This is a genomic window from Arthrobacter pullicola (genome assembly GCF_014836875.1).
Taxonomy (GTDB): domain Bacteria; phylum Actinomycetota; class Actinomycetes; order Actinomycetales; family Micrococcaceae; genus Arthrobacter_B; species Arthrobacter_B pullicola.
Genome location: NZ_JACSQC010000007.1, coordinates 72100 through 96884, shown reverse-complemented (window position 1 = coordinate 96884; position 24785 = coordinate 72100). Strand labels below are relative to the sequence as shown.

General features: G+C 66.2%; 23 protein-coding genes. 3 read left to right on the top strand and 20 right to left on the bottom strand.

The window, feature by feature from the left end:
• Positions 1-101 precede the first annotated feature (101 nt).
• The 19 genes from H9638_RS14305 to dinB form a co-directional block, all read right to left on the bottom strand.
• Complete coding sequence (locus tag H9638_RS14305) at positions 102-389, bottom strand: YggT family protein (RefSeq protein ID WP_066301271.1); 288 nt, start codon at positions 387-389, stop codon at positions 102-104.
• Positions 390-455: 66 nt separating this feature from the next.
• Positions 456-989 (bottom strand): cell division protein SepF, encoded by a 534-nt coding sequence (locus H9638_RS14300; RefSeq protein ID WP_191748478.1) that lies wholly within the window; start codon positions 987-989, stop codon positions 456-458.
• Between the two features lie 100 nt (positions 990-1089).
• The gene (locus tag H9638_RS14295) at positions 1090-1836 is read right to left on the bottom strand and encodes a YggS family pyridoxal phosphate-dependent enzyme (RefSeq protein ID WP_191748476.1); all 747 of its coding nucleotides are present in this window, start codon (positions 1834-1836) and stop codon (positions 1090-1092) included.
• Positions 1837-1922: 86 nt separating this feature from the next.
• Positions 1923-2651, bottom strand: a complete 729-nt coding sequence (locus H9638_RS14290; protein ID WP_191748474.1) for a polyphenol oxidase family protein — start codon at positions 2649-2651, stop codon at positions 1923-1925.
• Positions 2652-2716: 65 nt separating this feature from the next.
• On the bottom strand, positions 2717-3886 hold the full coding sequence (gene ftsZ, locus H9638_RS14285) for a cell division protein FtsZ (protein WP_191748472.1): 1170 nt from the start codon (positions 3884-3886) through the stop codon (positions 2717-2719).
• A 218-nt stretch (positions 3887-4104) separates the two neighbouring features.
• Positions 4105-5031: a cell division protein FtsQ/DivIB gene (locus H9638_RS14280; protein WP_318241889.1), complete on the bottom strand. Its 927-nt coding sequence runs from the start codon at positions 5029-5031 to the stop codon at positions 4105-4107.
• Between the two features lie 187 nt (positions 5032-5218).
• Positions 5219-6640 (bottom strand): UDP-N-acetylmuramate--L-alanine ligase, encoded by a 1422-nt coding sequence (murC, locus tag H9638_RS14275; RefSeq protein ID WP_191748470.1) that lies wholly within the window; start codon positions 6638-6640, stop codon positions 5219-5221.
• On the bottom strand, positions 6637-7746 hold the full coding sequence (murG, locus tag H9638_RS14270; protein WP_191748468.1) for an undecaprenyldiphospho-muramoylpentapeptide beta-N-acetylglucosaminyltransferase: 1110 nt from the start codon (positions 7744-7746) through the stop codon (positions 6637-6639). The genes murC and murG overlap by 4 nt, the downstream gene beginning before the upstream one ends.
• Positions 7743-9077 carry an FtsW/RodA/SpoVE family cell cycle protein gene (locus tag H9638_RS14265; RefSeq protein WP_191748465.1) on the bottom strand — a complete coding sequence of 445 codons (1335 nt, stop codon included), beginning with the start codon at positions 9075-9077 and terminating at the stop codon, positions 7743-7745. Before H9638_RS14265 ends, murG begins: the two co-directional genes overlap by 4 nt.
• Positions 9078-10619 carry a UDP-N-acetylmuramoyl-L-alanine--D-glutamate ligase gene (gene murD / locus H9638_RS14260; protein ID WP_191748463.1) on the bottom strand — a complete coding sequence of 514 codons (1542 nt, stop codon included), beginning with the start codon at positions 10617-10619 and terminating at the stop codon, positions 9078-9080.
• Positions 10616-11722, bottom strand: coding sequence for a phospho-N-acetylmuramoyl-pentapeptide-transferase (gene mraY, locus H9638_RS14255; RefSeq protein ID WP_191748461.1), 1107 nt, complete (start codon positions 11720-11722; stop codon positions 10616-10618). The genes murD and mraY overlap by 4 nt, the downstream gene beginning before the upstream one ends.
• Positions 11722-13212, bottom strand: a complete 1491-nt coding sequence (locus H9638_RS14250) for a UDP-N-acetylmuramoyl-tripeptide--D-alanyl-D-alanine ligase (RefSeq protein WP_191748459.1) — start codon at positions 13210-13212, stop codon at positions 11722-11724. Before H9638_RS14250 ends, mraY begins: the two co-directional genes overlap by 1 nt.
• Positions 13213-13218: 6 nt before the next feature.
• Entirely contained in the window at positions 13219-14808 is a 1590-nt protein-coding gene (locus tag H9638_RS14245; protein ID WP_191748668.1) for a UDP-N-acetylmuramoyl-L-alanyl-D-glutamate--2,6-diaminopimelate ligase, read from the bottom strand.
• 51 nt (positions 14809-14859) lie between these two features.
• Positions 14860-16647 carry a peptidoglycan D,D-transpeptidase FtsI family protein gene (locus H9638_RS14240; protein WP_318241888.1) on the bottom strand — a complete coding sequence of 596 codons (1788 nt, stop codon included), beginning with the start codon at positions 16645-16647 and terminating at the stop codon, positions 14860-14862.
• A gap of 26 nt (positions 16648-16673) precedes the next feature.
• The gene (locus H9638_RS14235; RefSeq protein ID WP_191748458.1) at positions 16674-17363 is read right to left on the bottom strand and encodes a hypothetical protein; all 690 of its coding nucleotides are present in this window, start codon (positions 17361-17363) and stop codon (positions 16674-16676) included.
• Positions 17360-18358, bottom strand: coding sequence for a 16S rRNA (cytosine(1402)-N(4))-methyltransferase RsmH (gene rsmH, locus H9638_RS14230; RefSeq protein ID WP_191748456.1), 999 nt, complete (start codon positions 18356-18358; stop codon positions 17360-17362). Before rsmH ends, H9638_RS14235 begins: the two co-directional genes overlap by 4 nt.
• 205 nt (positions 18359-18563) lie before the next feature.
• Positions 18564-18995 carry a division/cell wall cluster transcriptional repressor MraZ gene (mraZ, locus tag H9638_RS14225; RefSeq protein WP_191748454.1) on the bottom strand — a complete coding sequence of 144 codons (432 nt, stop codon included), beginning with the start codon at positions 18993-18995 and terminating at the stop codon, positions 18564-18566.
• Positions 18996-19276: 281 nt separating this feature from the next.
• Complete coding sequence (locus H9638_RS14220; protein WP_191748452.1) at positions 19277-19657, bottom strand: DUF3040 domain-containing protein; 381 nt, start codon at positions 19655-19657, stop codon at positions 19277-19279.
• A 138-nt stretch (positions 19658-19795) separates the two neighbouring features.
• Positions 19796-21028: a DNA polymerase IV gene (gene dinB / locus H9638_RS14215; protein ID WP_318241887.1), complete on the bottom strand. Its 1233-nt coding sequence runs from the start codon at positions 21026-21028 to the stop codon at positions 19796-19798.
• A gap of 130 nt (positions 21029-21158) precedes the next feature.
• Here dinB and H9638_RS14210 point away from each other — a divergent pair, with 130 nt between their 5' ends.
• Positions 21159-21671 (top strand): hypothetical protein, encoded by a 513-nt coding sequence (locus H9638_RS14210; RefSeq protein ID WP_191748450.1) that lies wholly within the window; start codon positions 21159-21161, stop codon positions 21669-21671.
• A 9-nt stretch (positions 21672-21680) separates the two neighbouring features.
• Positions 21681-22799 (top strand): polyprenyl synthetase family protein, encoded by a 1119-nt coding sequence (locus H9638_RS14205; protein ID WP_191748448.1) that lies wholly within the window; start codon positions 21681-21683, stop codon positions 22797-22799.
• A gap of 10 nt (positions 22800-22809) precedes the next feature.
• Here H9638_RS14205 and H9638_RS14200 read toward each other — a convergent pair whose 3' ends face one another.
• Positions 22810-23163 (bottom strand): Rv2175c family DNA-binding protein, encoded by a 354-nt coding sequence (locus tag H9638_RS14200; RefSeq protein WP_066301324.1) that lies wholly within the window; start codon positions 23161-23163, stop codon positions 22810-22812.
• Positions 23164-23387: 224 nt separating this feature from the next.
• On the opposite strand from H9638_RS14200, the gene H9638_RS14195 reads away from it, so the two are divergent.
• Complete coding sequence (locus H9638_RS14195; RefSeq protein ID WP_225217448.1) at positions 23388-24740, top strand: lytic transglycosylase; 1353 nt, start codon at positions 23388-23390, stop codon at positions 24738-24740.
• The last annotated feature ends 45 nt before the right edge of the window (positions 24741-24785 follow it).

Below are 24785 nucleotides of genomic sequence, written 5' to 3'. Positions count from 1 at the left end.
AGAATCTCGAACATAAAATCAGGGATCAATTCACTATATTTTTCACATTATATCTTTTGTGAACTGATGACGAACCGGGGCGTCCCCGGTGCTGCTGGGCCCTAGCTGGCCGCCACCACGATTTGCATGGCGATTCCGACCACGATAAAGAGCACAAGGAACGCAAGATCCAGAGACACGCCGCCCAGGCGGAGGGGCGGGATGATCCGGCGCAGGGCACGGACGGGCGGGTCCGTGGCGCCGTACACGGCCGTGGCCAGCACGAGGGCGGGGCCCTTGGGCCGCCACTGGCGGGCGAACATCTGCACCGCGTCGTAGACAATCCGCAGGATCAAGGCAAGCTGAAAGAGCATCAGCACCAGATACAGCAGGGCAAAAATAATACTCACGCGTGTTTTCGTTTCCGCCGTAGGAGGTCAAGCTGTCCGCATGGTCCCCGGGACCCGGGACGGCGGTCAGCTCTGGTTGAAGAAGGCCGACTGGGATTCGCTGACCTTCTTGTCGTCTCCCAGCACCTCGACATAGGACGGCGAGAGCAGGAAGACCTTGTTGGTCACCCGTTCGATGGTACCGCGCAAACCAAAGACAAGTCCCGCGGAGAAGTCTACGAGACGCTTGGCATCGGCTTCCCCCATGTCGGTGACGTTCATGATCACGGGGATTCCGTCGCGGAAGCTCTCACCGATGATCTTGGCGTCGTTGTAGGAACGGGGGTGAACAGTGGTAATCTGCCGCAATCCTGCCACGTCTTCCTTTGCCGATGAGGGGGCACGCTTGATGGGTGTTACGGGAGCGCGGTATTCCTCTACCGCGGTGGTACGGGCCGGCTGCGGGGCGGCGGCCGGTTCCCGGTCGCTCCGCTCGTCCTCAGGGGCGCGTTCCTCATCCCTGGCCGCAGCCTCCCGCACAGGCTTCTGCTCGTCCTCGTACAGCTCATCGCCGTCGGCGAGCCCAAGGTAGATCATCGTCCTGCGCATTGCGCCAGCCATGGTTGCTCCTTCAGTCCTTCAGCGTCCCGCGTTGTCCAGTGTGGGCATTGTTTTCGCCTGTTTGCGGCGGCCCGCAAAATGGGACCCGCCATGTTTGACGCTACCGCACAGCGGGGCGGGGACCGAGAATATCGGACCCAATCCGCAGGTGTGTCGCGCCGTAGGCGACGGCGGTTTCCAGGTCCTGGCTCATGCCTGCGGAGATACCACCGGCGGCAGGATAGCGGGAGGTCAATTCGCGCGAGAGTTCCTGGAGCCGGCTAAAGGCTGCAGCGGGGTCCTCCCCCAACGGTGCAACGGCCATGAGGCCCTTCAGCCGCAGGGCCGGCTCCTGCTCGACGGCGGCGGCCAGGTCCAGCATGTCCTCCGGCATCGCTCCCCCGCGCCCGGCGGCTTCCTCCGGCTGAGCCCGCAGATCCAGCTGGAGGTAGCACTCCAGGGGAACACGTGCGGCACTGCCGGCTTCCCGGCGGCGGATGTCTTCCGCGGCCATGGCTTTGGCCAGCGCGGCGATCAGTCCCGGCCGGTCAACGGAGTGCACGGCCCGGGCGTACTTCACCACCGACTTGGCCTTATTGGTCTGCAGCTGGCCGATGAAGTGCCAGTTCAGCCCGGCTCCGGGGAGCTCCGCTGCCTTCGCTTCGGCTTCCTGGGCCTTGTTCTCACCAACATCCCGCACGCCCAGCCCGGCCAGGACCGCGGCGTCGGACGCGGGGAAATACTTGGTAACCACTATCAGGCTGGGCTCGTCCCGCCCGGCGGCTGCCGCGGCGGCGGAAATCCGCCGGCGGACGGATGCCAGGCGGGCCTTGAGGTCGGCGGCCCGGTCCGGAGTTGCGCTGCTCATGTGTTCCTTGTGTTGCGTGTTCGGGGTGTTGCGTGTGTTGCCGCCGGTCCCACAGCAGTTGGTGGCTGCGATACGGCCGTGGTCCGCTATGTCGTTTGGGGAAGCCAGATTAATCCGGCGAACCGGCCGGTCGGTGCGTCCCGCCGGTGCGAAAAGAGGTCCGGTTCTTCCATAGTGCATCCGGGAAGCCGCACTGTGTCCACGCCGAGGTCTCCGAGCTGGGCTGCAGCGGCGGCCGGAAGGTCAAGCGCGGGAGTTCCCCAGCTGGTCCGTGACGCCGCACCCGGGAGATGGGCTGCGGCAGCGACCATGGTTTCGGGTACTTCGTAGCAGCGCCCGCAGACACTGGGGCCGATCCACGCGGACAGCTCCCCGGCACCGGCAGCACGCATGGCCTGGACGGTGTTCGGCAGGATCCCGTCAAGCATCCCGGCGCGTCCGGCATGGGCGGCCGCGGTCACGGGCACTCCGTCGCCGCGGATTCCTGCGAGGACGACCGGCACGCAGTCGGCCACCATCACCGCCAGGGGGGCTGAACCGTCCGGGCTGAGCAGGGCATCGGCGACCGGAGGCTGCTCCCGATCTGCCGGCGTGAGGCCCCACACTGGACTCGGCACTTCAGCGACTATGGCGGAGTGGACCTGCTCCATGAACCTGAGGGATTCCGGGCGGATTCCCATGCGGCTTTCAAGTGCGCGGCGGCGCTCCCGCACCGCACCCGGGTCATCTCCAACATGCAGCGCGAGGTTGCCTGCGGATGTGTCCGTGAAGGCGACCCTCAGGCCGCCGGGGCCCTGCCCCTCCCACCAAAACATTCGCTGAGACAACCTCGCGCCGATCTGCAGGTACTGCTTATTTCAGGTAGTTACTTCAAGAAGGTTTACTTCAGGAAGTCCGGAACATCCAGGTCGTCCTGGCGTCCTGCACTGAGGTCGGGCTCGACTACGGCCGGGAGGTCGATGTCGAAACCTGCATCCGCGGGAATGTCGCTCACCTGCGGGCGCTGGGCCCACGCGGAGGTGCCGCCGGCAACGCCCGCAGCCGCAGCGGCGGGAGGAGTCGTCGGTTCGGCGGGCTTGGCAGCGGACGGCTGCGAGGTGACATCGACCTGGTCGAAGCCGGCAGCGATGACCGTGACCCGCGCTTCATCCCCCAGGGCGTCGTCAATGACGGCACCGAAGATGATGTTGGCCTCCGGGTGGGCGACTTCCTGAACCAGGCGTGCTGCCTCGTTGATCTCGAACAGGCCGAGATCGGATCCGCCCTGAATGGAGAGCAGGACGCCGTGGGCGCCGTCGATGGAGGCCTCCAGCAGAGGAGAAGCTATTGCCAGCTCGGCAGCCTTGACGGCCCGGTCCTCCCCGCGTGCTGATCCGATGCCCATGAGCGCCGATCCGGCACCCTGCATGACGGATTTGACGTCGGCGAAGTCGAGGTTGATCAAGCCCGGAGTGGTGATCAGGTCGGTGATGCCCTGCACACCGGAAAGCAGCACCTGGTCAGCGGAGCGGAACGCATCCAGCATGGAGACGTTGCGGTCGCTGATGGAAAGCAGGCGGTCGTTCGGGATCACGATCAGCGTGTCGACTTCGTCGCGCAGCGTATCGATGCCGGACTCCGCCTGGTTGGAGCGGCGGCGGCCTTCGAAGGTGAACGGGCGCGTCACCACGCCAATGGTCAGGGCGCCCAGGGAGCGGGCGATGCGGGCAACCACGGGGGCTCCGCCGGTGCCGGTTCCACCACCCTCGCCTGCGGTCACGAAGACCATGTCGGCCCCGCGCAGCACCTCTTCGATTTCTTCGGCGTGGTCCTCGGCTGCCTTCCGGCCAACCTCGGGATCAGCGCCGGCGCCGAGGCCGCGGGTCAGTTCACGTCCAACATCGAGCTTGACGTCGGCGTCGCTCATCAGCAGAGCCTGCGCATCGGTGTTGATGGCAATGAACTCCACTCCGCGGAGTCCGACGTCGATCATTCGGTTTACGGCATTCACGCCACCGCCGCCGATGCCGACGACCTTGATGACGGCCAAGTAATTCTGCGGTGCTGCCACGTCCTGTGTCCCTTGTTCGAATCTGTGCAACTGATCAATGCGGCCGGGACTTCCCCAGCCAAAACCTTCAACCGAACAACCTTAACCCTCGACTTGAGGGTTATAGTTATGTCAAGTAATGCTCTATCCACGACGCTATGGGGCTGGGTTAGCTTCCGCAATTACCGGCCCGCGCGTGTCGGTGAGAATCTTATCCCGGTATTCCCGGCGCTGCCCGGTCACCGGGTCACCGGCCGGTTGGGGGTGCTCACGTCGAACACCTGGACCGGCGGATCCGTGGCCGGCACCAGCAGCAGGGCTTCCAGAGCCTTCGCTTTTGCCGCGTTGGCTTCCGAGCTGCCCCAAAAGACCGTCTGGCCGTTCGCAAGCTTAAGCTCCACCGAATCCAGGGTCTCTGCCGAAGCATGGTCCAGCTGCGAGAGCACGTTCTGCGGCAGCGCGGCCAGCACCGCAGTCACCGTGGAGAAAACCTCGCTGTTCACCGCATCGGCACCGCCGTCGATCAGCGGCAAAGCCACCGCTGCCCGCTCCCCCACGGCCTTAAGCTGACGCCCGTCCTCATCGATAAGGAGGAACTCGCGGCCGTTCTGCAGGACGGCCACCGGCACCCGCTCCGTGATCGTGACCAGCAGATCCGACGGCGGCACTGCCGCTACCTTGACTTTTTCCACTTCGGGGCGGCCCCCCAGGAGTTCTTCGGCATCCGCATCGGATATCAGCGTCAGCGGTGTCCCGAGCAGCGGAGCCAGTGCTGCTTCGGCCTCTTCCACGGTCAGCAGTGAATTTCCCTGCACCTGCAGGTTCTTGACCTCCAGCGCCGGCGAGAAAAACAGCACGGCAAACAGGGCCGCGAGCAGCGCTGCGGCCACTCCGGTGCCCATCAGCACGTACCGGCGCCGGCGCCGTACCGGGGGCTCGGGGAACACCAGGATGCTGGCTTCGGGGCCCGGCCCCTGTACATCGTCCGCAGGCCCGGACGGTTTACCCGGTGCCGGGGCGGCCCGGCTGGCGCCGGACCGTCCGGGAGACGCTGGCTCCCAGTCCCGGGCAGCCCGGATCTCTTCCGGAGCCCCGGGGGCACCGCCGCGGCCTCCGCCCGGCCGGAGTTCGTGGATCTGGGCACCCCCACCCGGAATCAGCTGCACCTTGGATGAGTTCGCTGCGGAACGGGGACCGGCGGGCGTACCCGCGGCACCCGGCGTATCCGGCGCGGTGCGTCCGGGAACGGTGCGTCCGGTGTGGGGGCCCGGGGCAGCCGTGCCTCCGTCCCCGCGCGATGCTGAAGGCGGCCGAAGCTCTCCGCCGGCGCCGGCAGGAGGCTGTCTGGGCTTCCTACCTGCCACCGGCACCGCTTTCCGTGCCGTCTGCGGCTGCGGCAAGTGCCTCCAGGATGACGGCCCCGTATTGGGTGACGTCACCGGCGCCCACGGTCAGGACAATGTCCCCTTCCACGGCCCGGGCTGCGACGGACCGCACAGCGGTAAGCGGGTCCGGTGCCACCTCTCCGGGGGCGCTCAGCCGGTCGGTGATGAGCCTGCTGGAGACACCGGGAATCGGGTCCTCCCGCGCAGGGTAGATCTCCAGCACCGTCACCGAGTCGGCCAGATCCAGCGCGGCTGCAAACTCTGCGGCGAAGTTCCGGGTACGGCTGAACAGATGGGGCTGGAACAGCACATGCACGGCCTTGTCCCCCGCGACCGCCCGGGCTGCCTGCATGGCAGCGGCCACCTCGGTGGGGTGGTGGGCGTAGTCGTCAAAGACCCGGACACCGCGTGCCGTTCCCTTGGCTTCGAACCTCCGGGCAGCACCGGTAAAAGCCGCCAGGCCATCCGCAGCGGCCTGCGGTTCGATGCCCAGGTCCAGTGCCACGCAGAAAGCCGCCGCGGCGTTGAGTATGTTGTGCCTGCCGGGCACCTGGAGCTGCAGCAGCTGCTGCTGTTCCCGGCCCGAAGCGGAGAACTGCAGAGTGCTGGAGCTGGTCCGGCCATCGGCCGTTGTGCCGGTGATGCGTACGTCTGCTTCCGGACCGTAGCCGTAGGTCCTGGTCCGCGGGGGTGTGTTCCGGTGCAGGAGGTCCCGGACACCGGGATCGTCGGCGCAGGCGACAAGCAGTCCGTCGGGGGGAAGCAGTTCGACGAACCTGTCGAAGGACGCGAACACAGCCTCGGCGGTCCCGTAGTGGTCCAGGTGGTCAGCTTCCACGTTGGTCACCACAGTGATCTGCGGTGAATAGTTCAGGAAGGACCCGTCGGACTCGTCGGCTTCGGCGACAAACACGCTGCCCGAACCGGCCGCGGCATTGACCCCCAGTGCTGCCACGTCCCCGCCGATGGCGAAGGAGGGGTCCAGGCCCGCTTCGCGCAGCAGGACGGTGATCATCGCCGTCGTAGTGGTCTTGCCGTGGGTCCCCGCGACAGCCACCAGGTCCTGGCCGCCCATCGCCGCGGCGAGTGCCACTGAGCGGTGGATGATCCGCAGGCCCGCCGCTTCAGCGGCGGCAAGCTCGGGGTTGTCCGGACGGATGGCCGTGGAAATCACCACGGTATCCACGTCGCGGACGTTGGCGGCGTCGTGGCCCACCGAGATCCTGGCACCGAGTGCCTCAAGGGCACGCAGCCCCGCTGAGTCCCTTGCATCGGAGCCGGAGACAGCCACTCCCCGGCCCAGCATGACCCGGGCGACGGCGGACATCCCGGCGCCGCCGAGGCCGATGAAGTGGACGCGGCCCAGTGCCGGAGTTTCGATCGTGCTCATACTGCTTTCCGTTCCGCTGCTTCCAGGATCAGGGTGGCCATCCGGGTGTCTGCGTCCCGGATACCCCTGGCTGCCGATGCGGCTGCCATGGTTTCCAGTGCCGCCGGGTCCAGCAGCAGCGGGATGAGTTTCTCCGAAATCCATTCGGGGGTGAAGAGGGAGTCGCGGACCAGCAGGGCGCCTCCGGCGTCCACCAGTCCGGCGGCATTGAGCGCCTGCTCACCGTTGCCATGCGGCAGCGGCACCAGGACGGCGGGCAGCCCTACAGCGGAGATTTCGCTGACGGTTCCGGCACCGGAGCGGGCCAGCAGGAGGTCAGCTGCCGCATAAGCCAGTTCCATGCCGTCGACGTACTCGACCTGGCGGTAGAGCGGCGCCGTCAGGGCCTTGCCTTCGGCATCGGCCGCCGCTTTGCCGCGGCCGGTCACGTGGAGGGTCTGGATCCCGGCCGCGGACAGGGCAGGCAGGGCAGCGGTCACGGCCGCGTTAATGCTGGCCGCTCCGGAGGAACCGCCGGTCACCACCAGGGTGGGCAGGTCCGGCTCCAGTCCGAGGGCGGAACGGGCTGTGCCGCGGGCTGCGGCCCGGTCCAGCTGGGAGATCTCCCGGCGCATGGGCATGCCGACCCAGCGGGCACCGGGCAGCTTGGTTTCTTCGAAGGCCACACCCACAACGTCGGCGTTCCGGGCACCGACCCGGTTGGCCAGGCCGGGGCGGGCGTTGGCTTCGTGCACGATGATGGGGATCCGCCGCTTCCGTGCCGCGAGGTAGACCGGTGTCGAGACGTAGCCCCCGACCCCCACCACGACGTCGGCCTGCGCTTCGTCGAGAATCTCCCCCGCCTGCCGGACGGCCCGGGAAAGCCTGGCCGGAAGCCGGGCCAGGTCGCCGCTGGGCCGGCGCGGCATCGGTACCCGCTCAATCACCGCCAGCTCATAGCCGGCTGCCGGGACCAGACGGGTCTCCATGCCGGAGGACGTGCCCACCACCTTAATGCGGGCGTCCGGCCGCAACTGCCTAACGGCGTCGGCAATGGCCAGGAGCGGGCTGATGTGCCCGGCTGTGCCGCCTCCGGCGAGTACTACGGAAAGTGGGGACTGCGTCATGGAGCTGCGGGTTCCCTTTCAGGGATAGTGCGGGCAAAGGACAGGAGCACGCCGACGGCGGCCAAGGTGAACGTCAGCGAAGATCCGCCGTAGGAGATGAACGGAAGCGGAACGCCGATCACGGGGAACAGGCCGGTGACCATCGCAATGTTGACGAAGGCCTGGCCGATGATCCAGACCAGGATGCAGCCGCAGACGATCCGGATGAACGGCTGGGTGTGCCGCATGGTCACCCGCACCGTGGCCACTGCAAGGATACCGAAGAGCACCAGGACCACCATCGTGCCAAGCAGTCCGAACTCCTCGCCGATAATGGCGAAGATGAAGTCGTTGTGGGCCTCGGGAATCCAGGTCCATTTCTGCCGGCTCTGGCCAATGCCGACTCCCAGCCAGCCTCCGGAAGCCAGGGCGTACATTCCGGCGTTGGCCTGGTCGCACAGCCCGCCCGAACAGTCGAGCTGGAGCCAGGCGCTGATCCGGCTGGTCCGGTTACCGCTGACTGCGGACATCAGCAGGCCCCCGGCAACGGCGCCCAGCGCCAGGAGGCCCAGGAGCTTCAAGCGCACCCCGGCGAAAAAGAGGGCGGCCAGCATGATCGCGCCCATGATGAGCACGGTGCCGAGGTCGTGTCCGGCCATCACCAAGGCGATCAGGATGCCGGCGCCGGGAACGGCCGGTATGAGTGCATGCATTGGCTGGTCGATGAGGCCTTTTTTGCGGGAGAGGACCATGGCCAGCCAGATTGCCATGGCGAGTTTGGCAGCCTCCGACGGTTGTCCGGTGACCGGTCCGAACGTCAGCCAGTTCTTGTTGCCGTTGACCTCTTCACCGATGATCAGCACCAGGACCAGCAGGAAACCTGCTCCGAGGAGTGCAAACCACGCGATAAACCGGTAGAAACGCGGACCGAACTTGGACAGCAGGAGCATGGCCGCAACACCGATGGCAGCGAAGATGAGCTGCTTAACGAACAGGTCAAAGGTGCTGGCTGCGTTGGCTCCGGAGCCTGCGGCTGCGGCAATCGCTTCGACGGAGGAGGCGGAGAGCACCATCATCAGGCCGATGACCGTGAGCGCCAGTGCCGAGCCGAGGATCATGTAGTAGCTGGAGCCGGTGGCCTGGGAGCCACTCCCCTCCAGCAGGACCATGAACCGCTCGTAGTGGTCCTTGAGCCGGCGCCTCGGGGCAGGAGTCCGGGCTGCGGATGCGGCCTTGCCGGCCGCTGATCCCGCCGGTTTGGGTGCCGGCCGGGATGCCGTCCGGACCGCTGGGGCCGCCGGGCGTTTCCGCGCCGCCGGCTTCCGGGCCTTGCCCGTGGGCGTGGTCACCATCTACGGCTCCTTGGTGGTCTGCGCCTGTCCTTCCACGTAACCGCGGACAGCTTCGATGAAGGCCTCGCCGCGGTGGGCGTAGGAACGGAACTGGTCCATGGACGCCGATGCCGGCGCCATCAGGACCGTGTCCCCGGCCTCAGCCACGGCAGCCGCGGCCGCTACTGCATTCGCCATGACCGCTTCGCCTGTGGGCGTGCCTTCCCTTCCAGTCTCCGCTGCCGCAGCTTCGATTACCGGGACATCCGGGGCGTGTCGGACCAAAGCGCCGCGCAGCTCACTCGAATCCGTGCCGATGAGCACGACGGCGCGGAGCCGGTCCCCGTGGGCCCGGACGAGGTCGTCATAGTGCACACCCTTGGACAGCCCGCCGGCGATCCAGACAACGGGGCGGAAGGCGGCCAGGGAGGCCGCGGCGGCATGCGGGTTGGTGGCCTTGGAGTCATTGACCCACAGCACGTCGTGGAGCTTTGCGACCGGCTCGATCCGGTGCCCGCCGGGAGCATAATTGCGCAGCCCGTCACGGACGGCCACGGGGTCCACACCAAAGGCGCGGACCAGTGCCGCGGCTGCCAGGGCGTTGGCTGCCAGATGGCGCGGTGCGGTATCCCCCAGGTCATCGAGGGAAGCGAGTTCGGCGGCCGAGTCGCGGCGCTGTTCAATGAACGCGCGGTCCACCAGCAGCCCTTCCACGATGCCGACCATGCTGATGGCGGGCATGCCCGTGGTGAAACCAACGGCCCGGCAGCCCTCCACAACCTCGGCGTCTTCAACCATGCGTTCGGTCTCGGCCTGCTCGGCGTTGTAGACGCACGCCACCTGGGTGTTTTCGTAGACCTTCGCCTTGTCCGCCAGGTAGGCGTCATAACCGCCGTGCCAGTCCACGTGGTCTTCGGCCACGTTCAGGCAGACGCTGGCCAGCGGAGACAAGGTGTGCGTCCAGTGCAGCTGGAAACTGGAAAGTTCGACGGCGATCGCGTCCCAGCCCTGCGGGTCACGGATGGCGTCGAGGATCGGAGTTCCGACGTTCCCGGCGGCGATGGCGCGCAGCCCGGCGGCGCGCAGCATGCTCTCGGTCATCGAGACCGTGGTCGTCTTTCCGTTTGTCCCGGTGATCGCCAGCCAGGGAGCCGTGGGACGGCCTTCGCGGATCCGAACCCGCCAGGCCAGCTCGACGTCGCCCCAAATGGGGACGCCGGCGGCAGCGGCTGCGGCCAGCACCGGATGGGACGGGCTGAACCCGGGCGAGGTCACAACCAGCTCAGCCTGTTCGCCGTCCACCAGCGGCAGCGTCAGGGCATGTTCCGGGCCAAGCAGCACATCGGCGGCGCCGACGATCCGCAGGGTGTCGGCCTTGCCGCGGTTCTCTTCCGAGTCACGGCCGTCGAACACCACCACCCGGGCGCCGAGCTCAATGAGTGTGTCGGCTGCGGAGAATCCGGACAGGCCGATGCCGGCCACCACAACCCGCAGTCCGCGCCAGTCCGCATCCCAGGTGGTCAGTGGAGCCAGGCGCGGGGTCTCAAGGTAAGGACTGCTCATTGTCCGGCCACCCAATCGGCGTAGAAGAGCCCCAGTGCCAGTGCGACGCACAGTCCGCCGATGATCCAGAAACGGACCACCACCGTGACCTCTGCCCAGCCCTTGAGCTCGAAGTGGTGCTGCAGCGGTGCCATCTTGAACACGCGTTTGCCGCCGCTGAGCTTGAAGTACCCCACCTGGATGATGACTGAGGCGGAGATGATGACGAACAGGCCGGCCAGGATCACCAGCAGCAGTTCGGTCCGGGACAGGATCGCGAAGGCAGCAATGGCGCCGCCGATCGCCAGGGAACCGGTGTCGCCCATGAAAATCTTTGCCGGTGAGGTGTTCCACCAGAGGAAGCCGATCAGCGCGCCGGCCATGGCCCCGGCGAGCAGTGCCAGGTCCAGCGGGTCACGGACTTCGTAGCAGACGCCGGAATCTGCGGGGGCGCCCAGGCAGCTCTGGTTGGACTGCCAGATACCGATCAGGAAGTAGGCGCCGAAGACCAGCACCGAGGCGCCGGCCGCGAGGCCGTCCAGCCCGTCGGCAAGGTTCACGCCGTTGGTGGCGGCCGTGATGATGATGCTTGACCAAAGGATGAAGAGGATCGCACCGATGATGGTTCCCGCGAACGCCAGGTCCAGGGCAGTGTCGCGGACGAAGGAGATATTGGTTGATGCAGGCGTGAGCCCGCCCTCATCCGGGAACTGCAGCGCCAGGACGGCGAAGACAATCCCGACGATCGCCTGCAGCGTGATCTTGGCCTTCGCATTCAGGCCAAGGGAGCGCTGCCGCGAGATCTTCGTGTAGTCGTCGATAAACCCGACCAGGCCCATCCCCACCATCAGGAACAGCACCAGGAGACCGGATGCCGACGGGCCAAAGCTGGTCGGGTTGATCGCGTGGCTAATGAGGTGGGTGACGAAGTAGGACGCCACCACGGAGGCGACAATCACGGCCCCGCCCATGGTGGGCGTGCCGCGCTTGGTGTGGTGCGACGTCGGACCGTCGTCGCGGACAAACTGTCCGTAGCCCTTGCGGACCAGGAAGCGGATAAAGAGCGGCGTGCCCGCGAAGGCCAGGACCAGCGCCAGGGAGCAGCCGATGAGGAGTGAAATCATCACAGTCCACCCCGCGTGGCGGAATCGGCGGGGGTCTCCGCGTCAGCTGGACCTTCGATTGGGGTATTCAAGGCAATCCGATCACCAAGGAACCGCAGTCCGGCTCCGTTGGAAGATTTAAAAAGAACGATGTCGCCGGGTTCCAGGGCCGCTTCGAGAACGGCCTGGGCCTCCTCGGGTGTCTGGACGAACTGGGACTCATCGCCCCAGGATCCTTCCATGACGGCGCCCGTGTGCAGAGCGCGTGCTCCGGTTCCGACGACGATGAGTTTTGAGATGTTCAGGCGCACCACATAGCGCCCGATCGCGTCGTGTTCGGTGACGGATTCCGCACCGAGTTCGAGCATTTCGCCCAGCACAGCCCAGGTGCGGCGGCCTTTGCCGAGCTCCGCAAGGGTGCGCAGGGCTGCCCGCATGGATTCGGGGTTGGCGTTGTAGGCGTCGTTGATCACGGTGACGCCGTCGGGCCGCTCGGTGAGTTCCATCCGCCAGCGGCTGGCAGCTTTCTGGCCGGAAAGGCCTGCGGCGATGTCCGCCGGGGCAATACCGGCAGCCCATGCCGCGCCCGCGGCGGCCAGCAGGTTCGCCGTGTGATGTGCGCCGATCAGCCCGGATTCGACCCGGTGCCCGCTGCCGTCCGGGAACCGGAGGGTGAAGACCGGCCGGCCCTGGGAATCGGTGCCTGCGTCGACGGCCCGGAGGACCTGATGCCCGCCGGGAAGTTCGTCGCGCGAGGACGTGAACTGCAGGACCTTCGCGGTGGTGCGCTTATCCATGGCGGCAACGCGGATATCGTCGCCGTTCAGGATGACCGTTCCCTCCGGCGCGATGGCTTCCGCCAGTTCGCCCTTGGCCCGGGCGATGTTCTCGACGCCGCCGAACTCGCCGGCGTGGGCCGTGCCGACGCAAAGGACCACGCCGATGTCCGGCCGGACCATGTCCGCCAGGTAGGTGATGTGTCCAACGCCCGTGGCGCCCATTTCCACCACGAGGTAGCGGGTGCCGTGGTCAGCGGTGAAGATGGTCAGCGGAACGCCGACCTCGCCGTTGTAGGAACCCACCGGCGCAACGGTTTGTCCGTGCTCCGCCAGGATGCCGGCCAGGAGGTCCTTGGTGGTGGTCTTGCCGGCGGAACCCGTGATCCCGATGACGGTCAGCGGGCCTTCCGCCCGGAGCCGCCGCACGATTTCGGCGGCGACCGCACCCATGGCAAGCACGGCGTCGGGCACAACGATGCCCGGGTAGACCCGGCCGCCGTCGGCAACCGGACGTTCCATGAGCGCCAGCGAGGCCCCTGACTCGAAGGCCCGGCCGACGAACAGGTGGCCGTCGGAGGCAACGCCCGGCTTGGCAATAAACAGAGTGCCTTCTTCCGCCTGGCGGGAGTCGGTCGTGGCTGAGGTCACTGTGATGGACGGGTCCGCGGCTGCTGCCCCCACCAGTGCGCCGCCCGTGATGGCCGCAATTTCGGCTGCATTAAGTTCAATCATGACGAATTAGGACTCTACCCCGTCGCCTGAAAGCACCGTGAATCCGGCCTGTGCCAGGGCGGCCCGCAATTCGACCCGGTCATCCAGGGCCAGGTTCACGCCCTTGACCTCCTGCCAGACCTCGTGCCCGCGTCCTGCCACCAGCACGGTGTCCTGCGGGCCTGCGGCCTCCACGGCACGGGCAATGGCGGCAGCACGCGGAGCAACCTCCAGGATGGTGCAGCTGCGTCCGGAGGTGGCCTGCTGGCTGTGCGCGCCGCGCAGCACGTCCGCCCGGATGGCGGCTTCGTCCTCATCGTGGGGATCGTCATCGGTGACGATTACCACGTCGGCAAGCCGGGCCGCGATGGCACCCATCAGGGGCCGCTTGGTCTGGTCACGCTCGCCGGTGGCACCGAAGACCACGATCACCCGGCCGCCGGGGCGCCGGACCGATTCCAGGGTGCGCGAAAGGGCATCGGGGTTGTGGGCAAAGTCAACAATCGCTGCGGGGGATTCGCTGATGAGCTGCATGCGTCCGGGAACTTCGACCGTGAACGGGTCGTGCTCATCGAGCGCCCGCTGGATCTCCTCCGCGGAGGCACCTGACTGCAGGACCATGGTCAGGGCCAGTGCGGCATTGGAAACGTTGAAGGTTCCGGGCAGCCCGGTCCTGACCTGCAGCGGCCTGCCCTGCAGGGGACGCAGTTCGAAGGTGTGCCCGAGTCCGTCGCGGGTGATGGCATGGACCTGCCAGTCGGCGCCGGTGGCCTCACCGCTGGTCGAAAGGGTGACGGCCCGCTCCCCTGCCACGCCGGCCATCTGCCGGCCCCAGGCATCGTCGACGGTCACGACCGCGCGCCGGCACCGGTCGGCCTTGAACAGTGCGGCTTTGGCCTCGAAATATTCCTCCATGGACCCGTGCAGGTCGAGGTGGTCCTGGGTGAGGTTGGTGAACCCGGCGACGTCGAAAACCACCCCGTCCACCCGCCGGTAGGAGATCGCGTGCGAGGAGACCTCCATGGCGGCAGCGTCCAGGCCCCGCTCGCGCATCAGGGCGAGCAGCCCATGGACCTGGGGCGATTCCGGCGTCGTCAGCACACTGGGAATGGCTTCGCCGCCGGCCAGGATTTCGATGGTGCCGATCAGCCCGGTGGATTTCCCCAGCGCCTGCAGGAGCGAGTTGATGAAATACGTGGTGGTGGTTTTACCGTTGGTTCCGGTGACCCCGTAGAGCACGGGCGCGGAGCCGTCGCGCGGCTGGCTGTTGAAGACCGCTGCCGAAAGCGGCCCGACGAGCCGCCGGATGTCCTCGGCGGTAAAGACCGGCAGCCCGGTTTCGGGAAGCTGCGGGAGCCCGGCGCTGTCCGTGAGCACTGCAACCGCCCCCGCGGCCGCGGCGTCGCCCGCGAAGACGGCCCCGTGGTGGCGGGCGCCGGGAAGGGCCAGGTAGAGATCCCCGGGAACGACCAGACGCGAGTTGATGCTGACGCCGGTCAGTTCCGTTCCCCATGCCTCCGTTCCGGTGCCGGGGGCAGCCTGGATCGCAGGTGCTCCCGGGGGCAGCGCTCCCGCGGCCTCGCCCAGCGTGACGGGACGGACCCGTTCGGGGCGCATGCCGCTTCCGGCGCGCTGATCATTGCTTTGTGGCACTGCACTGCTCCAGCTTTAGTACTCGATGGGGTAAATGTCCGGTTCCCCCGTGGAGGGGGCAACGTTATTGGTGGTCAGGACCTGTTCCATGACTTTCTGGAAGGTTTTGCCTGGTTCCACATAATAGAGGTCGCCTTTAGGGCGCTGAATGGTCACGACGACGACGTACTTGGGATCGTCCATAGGGGCAATACCAGCATAGGAGACGGTGACACCGTCGTATCCGCCGTTGGGACTGGGCGCCTCGGCCGTGCCGGTTTTTGCGCCCACGCGGTACTTCTCCAGGGCACCCGAGGAACCGGATCCTTCCACCGTCACGGTCTCCAGCATGCGCTGGACCTCCTCGGCGGTTTTCTTCGAAACCACCCGGGTCCCGGCACCGTTGTCAATAACGTGCTCTTCGCCCTCGGCATCAATCGTGGAGTCGACCAGCCGGGGCGGCAGCCGCACGCCGTCGTTGGCAATTGTCTGGTAGACCATGGCGGTATGCAGCGCCGTCTGGGTCAGGCCCTGTCCGAACAGGACTGTGTACTGCTGGCGGCTGTCCCATTCCTCCGGCTTGGCCAGCAGGCCCGAAGTTTCGCCGTTGAGGCCGGTGCCGAGCGCGGTGCCGATGCCGAACTTCCGCATCCAGTCATAGCGTTCCTGGGGGCTCAGCTGCTCTCCCACCATCACGGTTCCGGTGTTCAGCGAATTGGCAAGGATTCCCGAAGCCGTCATCTGCAGGGTGCCGTGCTCGTACGCGTCCTTGAACGTCTGCCCGTCAACGGTGTAGTTCGACTGGATCAGGAACGGGGAGGTCGGGGTAATAAGCCCCTTCTCGATCGCCGCGGCCATGGTGATGACCTTGGTCGTGGAACCGGGTTCGAAGGAATCGGTGACGGACCGCGCCTTGCGGGAGTCCGCTTCGGTGGCACCGGGGTTATTGGGATCAACGGTGGTTGACTCAGCCATGGCCAGCACGTTGCCGGTAGCCACCTCGACCACCACGACGTTGCCCCATTCGGCGTTGTATTCCCGCGTCTGGGCAGCGATGGCCTGCTGGGCGTACCACTGCAGATCCTGATCGATGGTGAGCTTGATCGAGTCGCCGTCCTTCACCGGGACGTCCTCGTTCGTGGCGTACGGAATACGGATGCCGTCGCCGCCGATTTCAAAGGTCTTGCTTCCTGCCTCGCCGGCCAGGATGCTGTCCTGTGTCAGCTCCAGCCCTTCCTGTGCTCCCTCAGTGCCGAGGAAACCGACAATAGAGCCGGCGACAGCTCCGGAGGGGTAGGTGCGAAGGGTGGTGCGGTCGGCATAGACGCCGGGGAACTTCACGGCGAGGACCTTGTCCCGGACCTCGGGGGTGACGGTCTTCGCAACGAAGTTGAATCCCTTCTCCCCCAGGATGGAGCCGCGAAGCGTGTCTGTGTCCTGTCCCAGGACCGCAGAGAGCTCTTCGAACGCCTGGTCGAAGCTGACATCCTCCCAGTCACCCTCCGGAGTGCGGCGGGGGTATTCATCCTTGTCCTGGGACAACCGCTGGTCCACCACAATGTCGAAGCGTTCCACACTTCTGGCCAGGTAATTGCCGTTGGCATCGAGGATTCCGCCGCGCAGGGCCGGAACGGTGGTGGTTACCAGCCGGTTGGCGACGGCGGCTTCCGCCTTGCCTTCCGGGTCCAAACCCTGGACCTGGAACAGACGCACTCCAAGCACGGTCAGGAGGACAAGGGCAATGACCAGTCCTGCGCGAAGCCGGCCGGACACGAGGGATACCCTGTGGTGCTCCGGGGCCGGAGTCTGTGCTGCTCTTGCCACAACGTGTCCTCGTGGGTGCTGGTTGGTTACTGTCCGCTTCTCTGGCTGGGGGCCGGAATGGTGCCGCCGTTCAGATCTGCTTCAGGGGCGGCGGGTGCCGCTGCCTCCGTGGGAGCCGCCTCCCCGGCGGCAGCCGGTGCCGGCGCACTGTCCCGGGCCTCTGCTGCCCGCGCGTTGTCCGCCGGTTCTGCCGGCTGGGCCTGCGCCGGAGTAACCGGCTGCGTCAGGACCTCGGGCAAGCCGATGAGCGGTTCTGGCTGGGCGCCTTCCTTGGCCGGCTCGGGATTACCCGTGACGGCCAGGGTCTGCAGATCGATGGTACCGAACGACGGTGACGCCACCATTCCCAGCTCAGCCGCTGCGGCCGCGAGGACCTGGGGCGCCTGATGGTTTTCCACCTGCTGGGTGAGGGCTTCGTTCTTCTGGAGGAGTTCAGTGCGCTGGTTCTGCAGCTGGACCAGCTGATACTGGCCGCTGGACACGGAAATATTCAGCAGCAGCACGGCTACCAGGCCTGCGGCGAGGACTACGAAGCACAGGGCTGCAACCGGAACCCGGCGCCTGCGGGAGGCTGCCGGCACCAGGGAGAGCGGTGTCCTGCGCCGGGGAGCCGGTGCCTGCGGCTCCGCGGTTTCCCACTGCACGCTGCGGGCCAGGTTTCCCTGCACCGCACGCACCGGTGCCGCCGGGCGGCGCCGCCGTGTCCCTTCAGTCATGACCGTGCCCCGTCCATGGTTGCCCGAATCCGTTCAACTGCCCGCAGTTTGGCCGAGGCCGCCCGCGGGTTTTCGGCTATCTCCTGCTCCGTGGGAACCTCGGTGCCCTTGGTCAGCCGTTTCAGCTGCGCCTTGTGCTCCTCGAGTTCCACAGGGAAGCCCTTGGGGGCCGAGGACCGTGAGCCCGCGGCGAAAATGTCTTTGACGATGCGGTCCTCGAGTGAGTGGTAGGACATCACTACGACCCGCCCTCCAACGCCCAGTACGGACAGTGCTGAGGGGATAGCCCGTTCCAGGACGTCCAGTTCCTCGTTGACCTCGATGCGCAGGGCCTGGAAGGTCCGCTTGGCGGGGTGTCCGCCGGTGCGCGCGGCAGCGGCAGGAACCACGGAGCGGATTGCTTCGACCAGTTCACCGGTTGTGGTGAAGGGTGCCTTGGTGCGGGCCGCCACGATTGCCGAGGCAATCCGGCCCGCGAACTTCTCTTCACCCCAGCGGCGGATGATGGAAACCAGCTCGGCCTCGTCATACGTATTGACGATGTCCGCGGCAGTGCGGCCTCGGCTGGTGTCCATACGCATGTCAAGCGGTGCATCGTAGGAGTACGCGAAGCCGCGTTCACGCTCGTCCAGCTGCATTGAAGAGACGCCGAGGTCGAACAGCGCGCCGTCGATGAAGTCGAAACCGAGATCCCGGACTACGTCTGCCACCTCGTCGTAGACCGCGTGGACCAGATCTGTCCGGTCCTGGTAGGCGGCCAGCCGTTCCCCGGCCAGGGCCAGTGCCTGCTGGTCGCGGTCAATGCCAATCACGTGGAGGGCCGGGAAGCGCTCCAGCATCGCTTCGGTGTGCCCGCCCATGCCCAGGGTTGCGTCAACGACGACGGCGGTGCGGCCGGCCGCTTCCGCAGCCTCGATGCCGGGGGCGAGCAGGTTGATGCAGCGGTCCCGCAGGACGGGAATGTGCCGGTCTTCGGTGGGACGGTCTTCGCTCATGGTCTCTCCTTCCGCTGCTGATCCGGTATGGCGGTTCTTGGACCAGATCCCCATCCGCGCCTCACGGTGCCCGCCTGGCTCCGGGGAAGGTGAGCCAGGTGAACATTCCGCGGGGCGGCTGGAGATCTCGTGCAAGATCCCGCCGGCTTCCCGGTTTCCTGTGTTTGGTGCCTGTACTATTCCTGCTTTTCCTGCTGCGTCCGGGCTAGAAGATCCCGGGGATCGCGTCTTCGTCGGTTTCCGAGAAGGCGTTTTCCTGTTCCTCCAGATACGTCTGCCATGCCGCAGCGTCCCAGATCTCAGCACGGGTGCCCGCGCCAATAACGGCGAGTTCACGGCCGAGCCCGGCATAGGTGCGCAGTGCCGGCGGGATGGTGATCCGGCCCTGCTTGTCAGGGACTTCGTCCGAGGCTCCGGACAGAAAGACGCGAATGTAGTCCCGGGCCTGGCGTGATGACAGCGGTGCCTGCCTCATCTGCTCGTGGACCTTTTCGAATTCCTTCTGGCTGAAGACGTAGATGCAGCGTTCCTGGCCCCGCGTCAAAACCAGCCCGTCGGCCAGCTCGTCACGGAATTTGGCGGGAAGGATGATTCGCCCCTTCTCATCCAGGCGCGGTGAATGTGTTCCGAGGAACATCAGCCACCGCCTGTTCGATCTGGGAGTTTTACCCCTCCTGCACCGCCCCTACCCTCTTACGTCCCCCACTTTACTCCACTTTGCTCCACAGTCAACGCAATTCGATAACGGTTTCCGGCGCGGCGCGCCCCCGCATCCCAGTAATGGCGCGGGAACCGACGGCGGCTGGAGGGGTGGAGGGAAATGGTGCCGCCAGGAGCCGGTTAAACGAAAAAACCCGCCTAGGCGGGCCTTTTCTGGTTCCAGCGGATCGCTGGGGAGGAAAGTGGTGGAGGGTGGGCCTACGGCTGATCCCGCTTGCGTTCATCCCACTTGTTTTCGAGGTTGGACATGAAGCCCCGCGGAGTGGCCTCACGTTCCTTCTTACCAGCGGGCACATGCTCCCGGCTCTGCTTACCCTTGGTAGTCGCGTAGTACATGCCGGCGCCCATGACCACAAAGCCGAGGATCCCGACAATTATGTTGAACGGGCTCTCGAGGGATATTCCCAGGATCAGGACGGCAATGCCTGCCACTGCCACGAGAGCGCCCAGGACGATGCGCCGGGTCGACATTCCACGGCCACCCGAAGACGCCATCGAATTGGCGAACTTTGGGTCTTCGGCGTGCAATTGCTGCTCCAGCTGATCAAGCAAGCGCTGCTCGTGTTCTGAGAGTGCCATCACTGCCTCCTTGCGGTCCAAATATGCCCTTGTAAACCAAGCAACGAACCCGGCGTGGCGGTTGTTCCCGCTGAGGTCTCGACGCTGATCTGCACTACTTCAAGGATAGGTGGCATTTGGGCCAGGGGAAACCCACGGTTAAGCCTGCTTACTGCTTCCGCCCCGGGTTCCGGGCTTTTCCGGCTTCAGGAGCCGGGCGGGCATGATTCCGCTGTCCCCGAACCTGCGGTTTATCCGGTCCAGAGCGTCTTCCGCGGAGCGCCAGTTATCGTCGCGCCCATCCAGGGTCAGCTGCTGGGCGGCCCCCTGTGCCGGTTCCAGATTCTCCGCCCGCAGCCCGATGAGGCGGACGCTCATGGGCCTGCGGCCCAACGCCGTAAGCAGCCCGCGGACGGCTTCGTAAAGCAGCTGCGCACTGTCAACGGGTTCCGTCAGGGTCCTGGTCCGGGTCAGGGTGGTGAAATCCTCGTAACGCAGCTTGAGGGCCACCGATCTGCACTGCAGCCCTGCTGCGCGCATCCGGGCCGCCGTGCGGTGGGCCAGGCGCAGCAGTTCCGTTTCCAGGACTTCGTCCCGGTCCACATCCTGGGAGAAAGTCTCTTCCGCACCGATGCTCTTTTCGACGCGTACGGGGGTGACCACCCGCGGATCCCGCCCCCAGGACAGTTCATACACGTGCAGGCCTGTCGCCCCCAGGAGCCGCTGCAGAACCGCGGGCGGAGTGTTCGCGACGTCGGCCACGGTGGAAATTCCCACGCGGGCCAGGGCCTCACGCGTTTTCGCCCCCACGCCCCAGAGAGCCGAAACATCAAGAGAGTGCAGGAAGCGGATCGTGTCTTCCTTCGGCACGAGCAGCAGCCCGTCCGGTTTGGAGCGGGTGGAAGCGATCTTGGCCACGAACTTGGTGGCGGCGATGCCCACGCTGGCGGTAATGCCCAGCTCCTCCGATACGCGCCTGCGGATCAGCCCGCCGATAACGCGCGGCGGCCCAAGGCGGCGCATTGAACCGGCAATATCCAGAAACGCTTCGTCGACGCTGAGGGGCTCCACCAGCGGGGTGATGGAGTCGAAGATTCCCATCAGCCGGGCGGAGACGCGGCGGTAGACCTCCTGATGGGGTTCCAGGATTTCTGCCTGCGGACAAAGCCGGCGGGCCGTGGCCATGGGCATGGCCGAACGGACCCCGAATTTCCGGGCTTCGTAGGAGGCCGACAGCACTACCGAGCGCCCGCCCAGGCCACCAACTATGACGGGAGCGCCAACGAGGTCCGGACGGCGCAGCAGTTCCACGGAGACATAGAAGGCATCCATGTCCACATGCATGATGGCGCAGTCGCGGTTCTCCTCGACGGCGTCCGGTTTGTTTCCCACCACCTCATCTTAAGCGCAGCGGGGACCGCCTTGGCCGGCCTCCCCCTCCTCTCCCGGGCGCCGCAGGGAGGTTCGGGGCGGTCGCCTAGACTGGTCCTAGGCCCTGACCCTTCGTCGATGCGGAGTCCGAATGAAGAAAAAACTACTTGTCCTTGCCTGCAGCACGGCCGTACTCGCCGCCGTGGCCGGATGCGGTTCCGGGGGAACCCCGTCCGTGTCTTCCTCCCCCACGGCCACGCAGTCCTCCCCCGCTTCTCCGGAGGCAACGGCACCGCAGTCGCAGTCGCCGTCGCCGTCTGAATCCCCGGCCATCGCGGAAGGCTTCCCGGAGAACCTCATACCGCTGTTTGCGGGCTCCACTCCGACTGCAACCAGCTTCGCAGAGGACGGCAAGCTGCTGACCGCTTCCCTGACCGCTTCCTCCGCCGCGGCGCCGGAGGAGATTGCAGCCTTCTATACCCGGCATTTCGAGGCCCTGGGCTTCGCTGCCCTCGAAGGCGATGCCGTGGACTCCACCAGCACCAAGGACTTCGCCCGGACAACGGGAGCGGAGACCGAGACCGCAAATGTTTCCATGGTGATCCGTGAGGGTCAGACCGTATATACAGTGGGGGCCAATGTGCTTCCTGAATCCGCAGAGTAGGACACCTCCATGAGCCAGGCCCAGGCACCCACAGCAGCCGGCACCGACCCGGCTGCCAGCGAACAGGACGCCTACCGGAAGAAGCTCGCCGCCGACCTGGAGGATTTCCTGGGCCGGCAGCGGGAAGTCCTCGAGGACGTCTCGGAAGAATCGGTTCCGCTGCTGGGTGCCGTGCATTCCCTGGCCAAGGGCGGAAAGCGGATGCGTGCGCTGCTGAACTACTGGGGCTGGCGCGGTGCGGGCGGAGACGTGCTGGGAGCGCCGGCCGTGCGTTCCGGCGTCGCGCTGGAGCTTTTCCAGAGTGCAGCGCTGATCCATGACGACATCATTGACCGTTCCGACACCCGCCGCGGGGCACCAAGCGTGCACCGGCACTTTGCCAACCGCCACGCGGAGGCGGCGTGGTTCCTGGACGGCTCGCACTTCGGTTCCTCCGCGGCAATCCTGGCCGGCGATCTCTGCCTGGCCCTCAGCGAAGAGGCTTTTACCTCCGTGGGCGACCGGGCCGGATACGCAACCCGGGCGCGTGCGTTGTTTAACAGAATGCGCACCGAGGTTATGGCCGGGCAGTACCTGGACATTCTGGAAGAGGTTGTTGGACCTGGCCACGAGCCGGAGCGGGCAGTGGTCCGGGCGCGGAACATCCTGCGCTACAAGTCAGCGAAGTACAGCATCGAGCATCCACTTGCCATTGGCGGCGCCCTGGCAGGAGCCAGCGATGAGCTGCTGGCAGCCTACTCGGCGTTTTCGCTGCCGCTGGGGGAAGCCTTCCAGCTTCGCGACGACGTGCTGGGCGTTTTCGGAGATCCGGAAGTCACCGGAAAGCCGGCCGGAGATGACCTGCGCGAAGGTAAGCGCACGGTCATGATCGCCTACGCCCTCAGCGCCGCTTCCGATGCAGCCCGGCGCGAGATCACCGCCGGGCTCGGACGCCCGGATCTCGGGGACGACGCCGTTGCATCGCTTCGGCAGATCATCAAGGAGAGTGGAGCCCTGGCTACGACTGAGGCGCTGATCGCAGAGCATACTGAGCAGGCGTTCAGCACCCTGGCCGAATTGGCAGTGGATGAACAAACCCGCTCGGCCCTGAAATCATTGGCACACGCAGCCGTAACCAGGACTGCCTAACCGAAGGCTGCTACCAGGCCAGGGCCTGGGCGCGGCGGCGGATTTCCGTCTTGCGTCCTTCCAGCAGCGCGTCGACGGGACGGCCGGGAAGAGTTTCGTCCGCTGTGAAAAGCCAGCGGATCATTTCCTCGTCGGTAAAGCCGGCATCGGTGAGAACCGAAATCGTCCCCTTGAGGCTGTCCAGGATGGCGCCGTCATTAATGAAGGCGGCGGGGACACTGCGGATCTTCCGTTCGCCCAGGCGCAGTGCCAGGAGCGCACGCTCCTCCAGCAGGCTGTGCACCTTGCTGATGGAAATATCTAGTTGTTCAGCCACGTCGGGCAGGGTTAGCCAGTCGGAAACCAGTTCCTCAAGTTCATTCACCCTCCCAAGATTGCCACGCCTGTGGCGGAGCGGGCCAGTCGACACCGTATTGACGCCGTCCGGGCATCAATTTATTGCTACTCGGGTATTGCGGAAGGCCCATTCTCGTGTAAATTCACATAAGTCACAGTATTCACACGTGCATCACCCGTATCACTACTTGTTTTTTGTCACACGGATTGCGGTAAAGGCCGCACCGCCAACAGATGAGGAAACAACCCCTTATGACCGTGCAGCCCAAACCCCGGCCGCGTTCCGCGACCGCGGGGATGCCCCGCAAGTTGAGCGTCGCCGTCACTACAGCAGCGATTCCTGCCGTCATGATGTCCTCTCTGGCCCTGGCGGAAACCGCTGAAGCCGTCCAGCCGCAGACGCCGGCGAAGGCCCTGTTCCCGCAGCTTCCCCTGCAGGCACAGAAGAACATCGCCGCCGGCGCCACCATCCCGGCGGCCCAGCTGGCCACCCAGATGCCCGCCACGGTCGCGGCCGAATCCGCCGTCCCCGCGACCCACCGGATCGTTCCGGGCGACACTGTCAGTTCCATCGCCGCCCAGTACGGCCTGGACATGAACGAGGTCCTCCGCGCCAACAGCCTGCAGCCGACCTCGGTGATCTACGCCGGCAAGGAACTTAAGCTGACCGGCACCGCAAAGGCGCCTGAGGCTGCGGCACCCGCAGCGTCCTACACCGTGGTTCCGGGAGACACGCTGAGCGGCATCGCAGCCAAGCACGATCTCTCCCTGGAGTCGGTCCTGGAGGCCAACGGCCTGAGCATGACTTCCGTGATCCACCCCGGCCAGGAAATCTCCCTGGGCTCCGCTGCCGCCGGAATCTCCACAGCTTCCAGCACACCGGCCGCGGCCCCCGCTGCTCCCGCCGCTGCGGGGACCTACACGGTTGCCGCAGGCGACACGCTGGGTGCCATCGCCGCCGAGCACGGGGTCGAGCTGCAGTCCATCCTGGACGCCAACGGATTGAACGCGGCATCGGTGATCCGGCCCGGCCAGGAACTTGCCCTCGGCGGTTCCTCCTCGGTCACCACCCTGGCTACCCCGGCAGCCCCGGCGGCCCCCGCCGCAGAAGCTCCGACGGATCTGGTGCCCAGCACCTTCCTGCACTACACGTACCCGCAGCACGTTGTGGCGGGCGCCAACCTTAACAAGCAGGCCTTGAACTCCGTTGAGGTTCCCTCCCGGGCCCAGATGCAGCAGCTGGTGACAGAGACTGCCCTGGCCATGGGCGTTGATCCGGCCCTGGCCCAGGCCTTCGCCTTCCAGGAATCCGGTTTCGACCAGCGGGCGGTCTCCCCCGCCAACGCCATCGGCACCATGCAGGTCATCCCCTCCTCCGGTGAATGGGCGTCCGGCCTGGTGGGCCGCCAGCTGAACCTGCTGGACCCGCAGGACAACGTTACGGCCGGCGTCGCGATCATCCGTTCCCTGATCCGCACCAGCCCCAGCCTCGAAGTCGCCATTGCGTCCTACTACCAGGGTCAGTACTCGGTCACGACCCAGGGCATGTACCCGGACACCCAGGCGTATGTAGCCTCCGTTCTGGCTCACCGGGCCACATTCTAGGCTCCAGCGAACAAGCGGGCAGGAGGCGGATCGGGTGTCGATCCG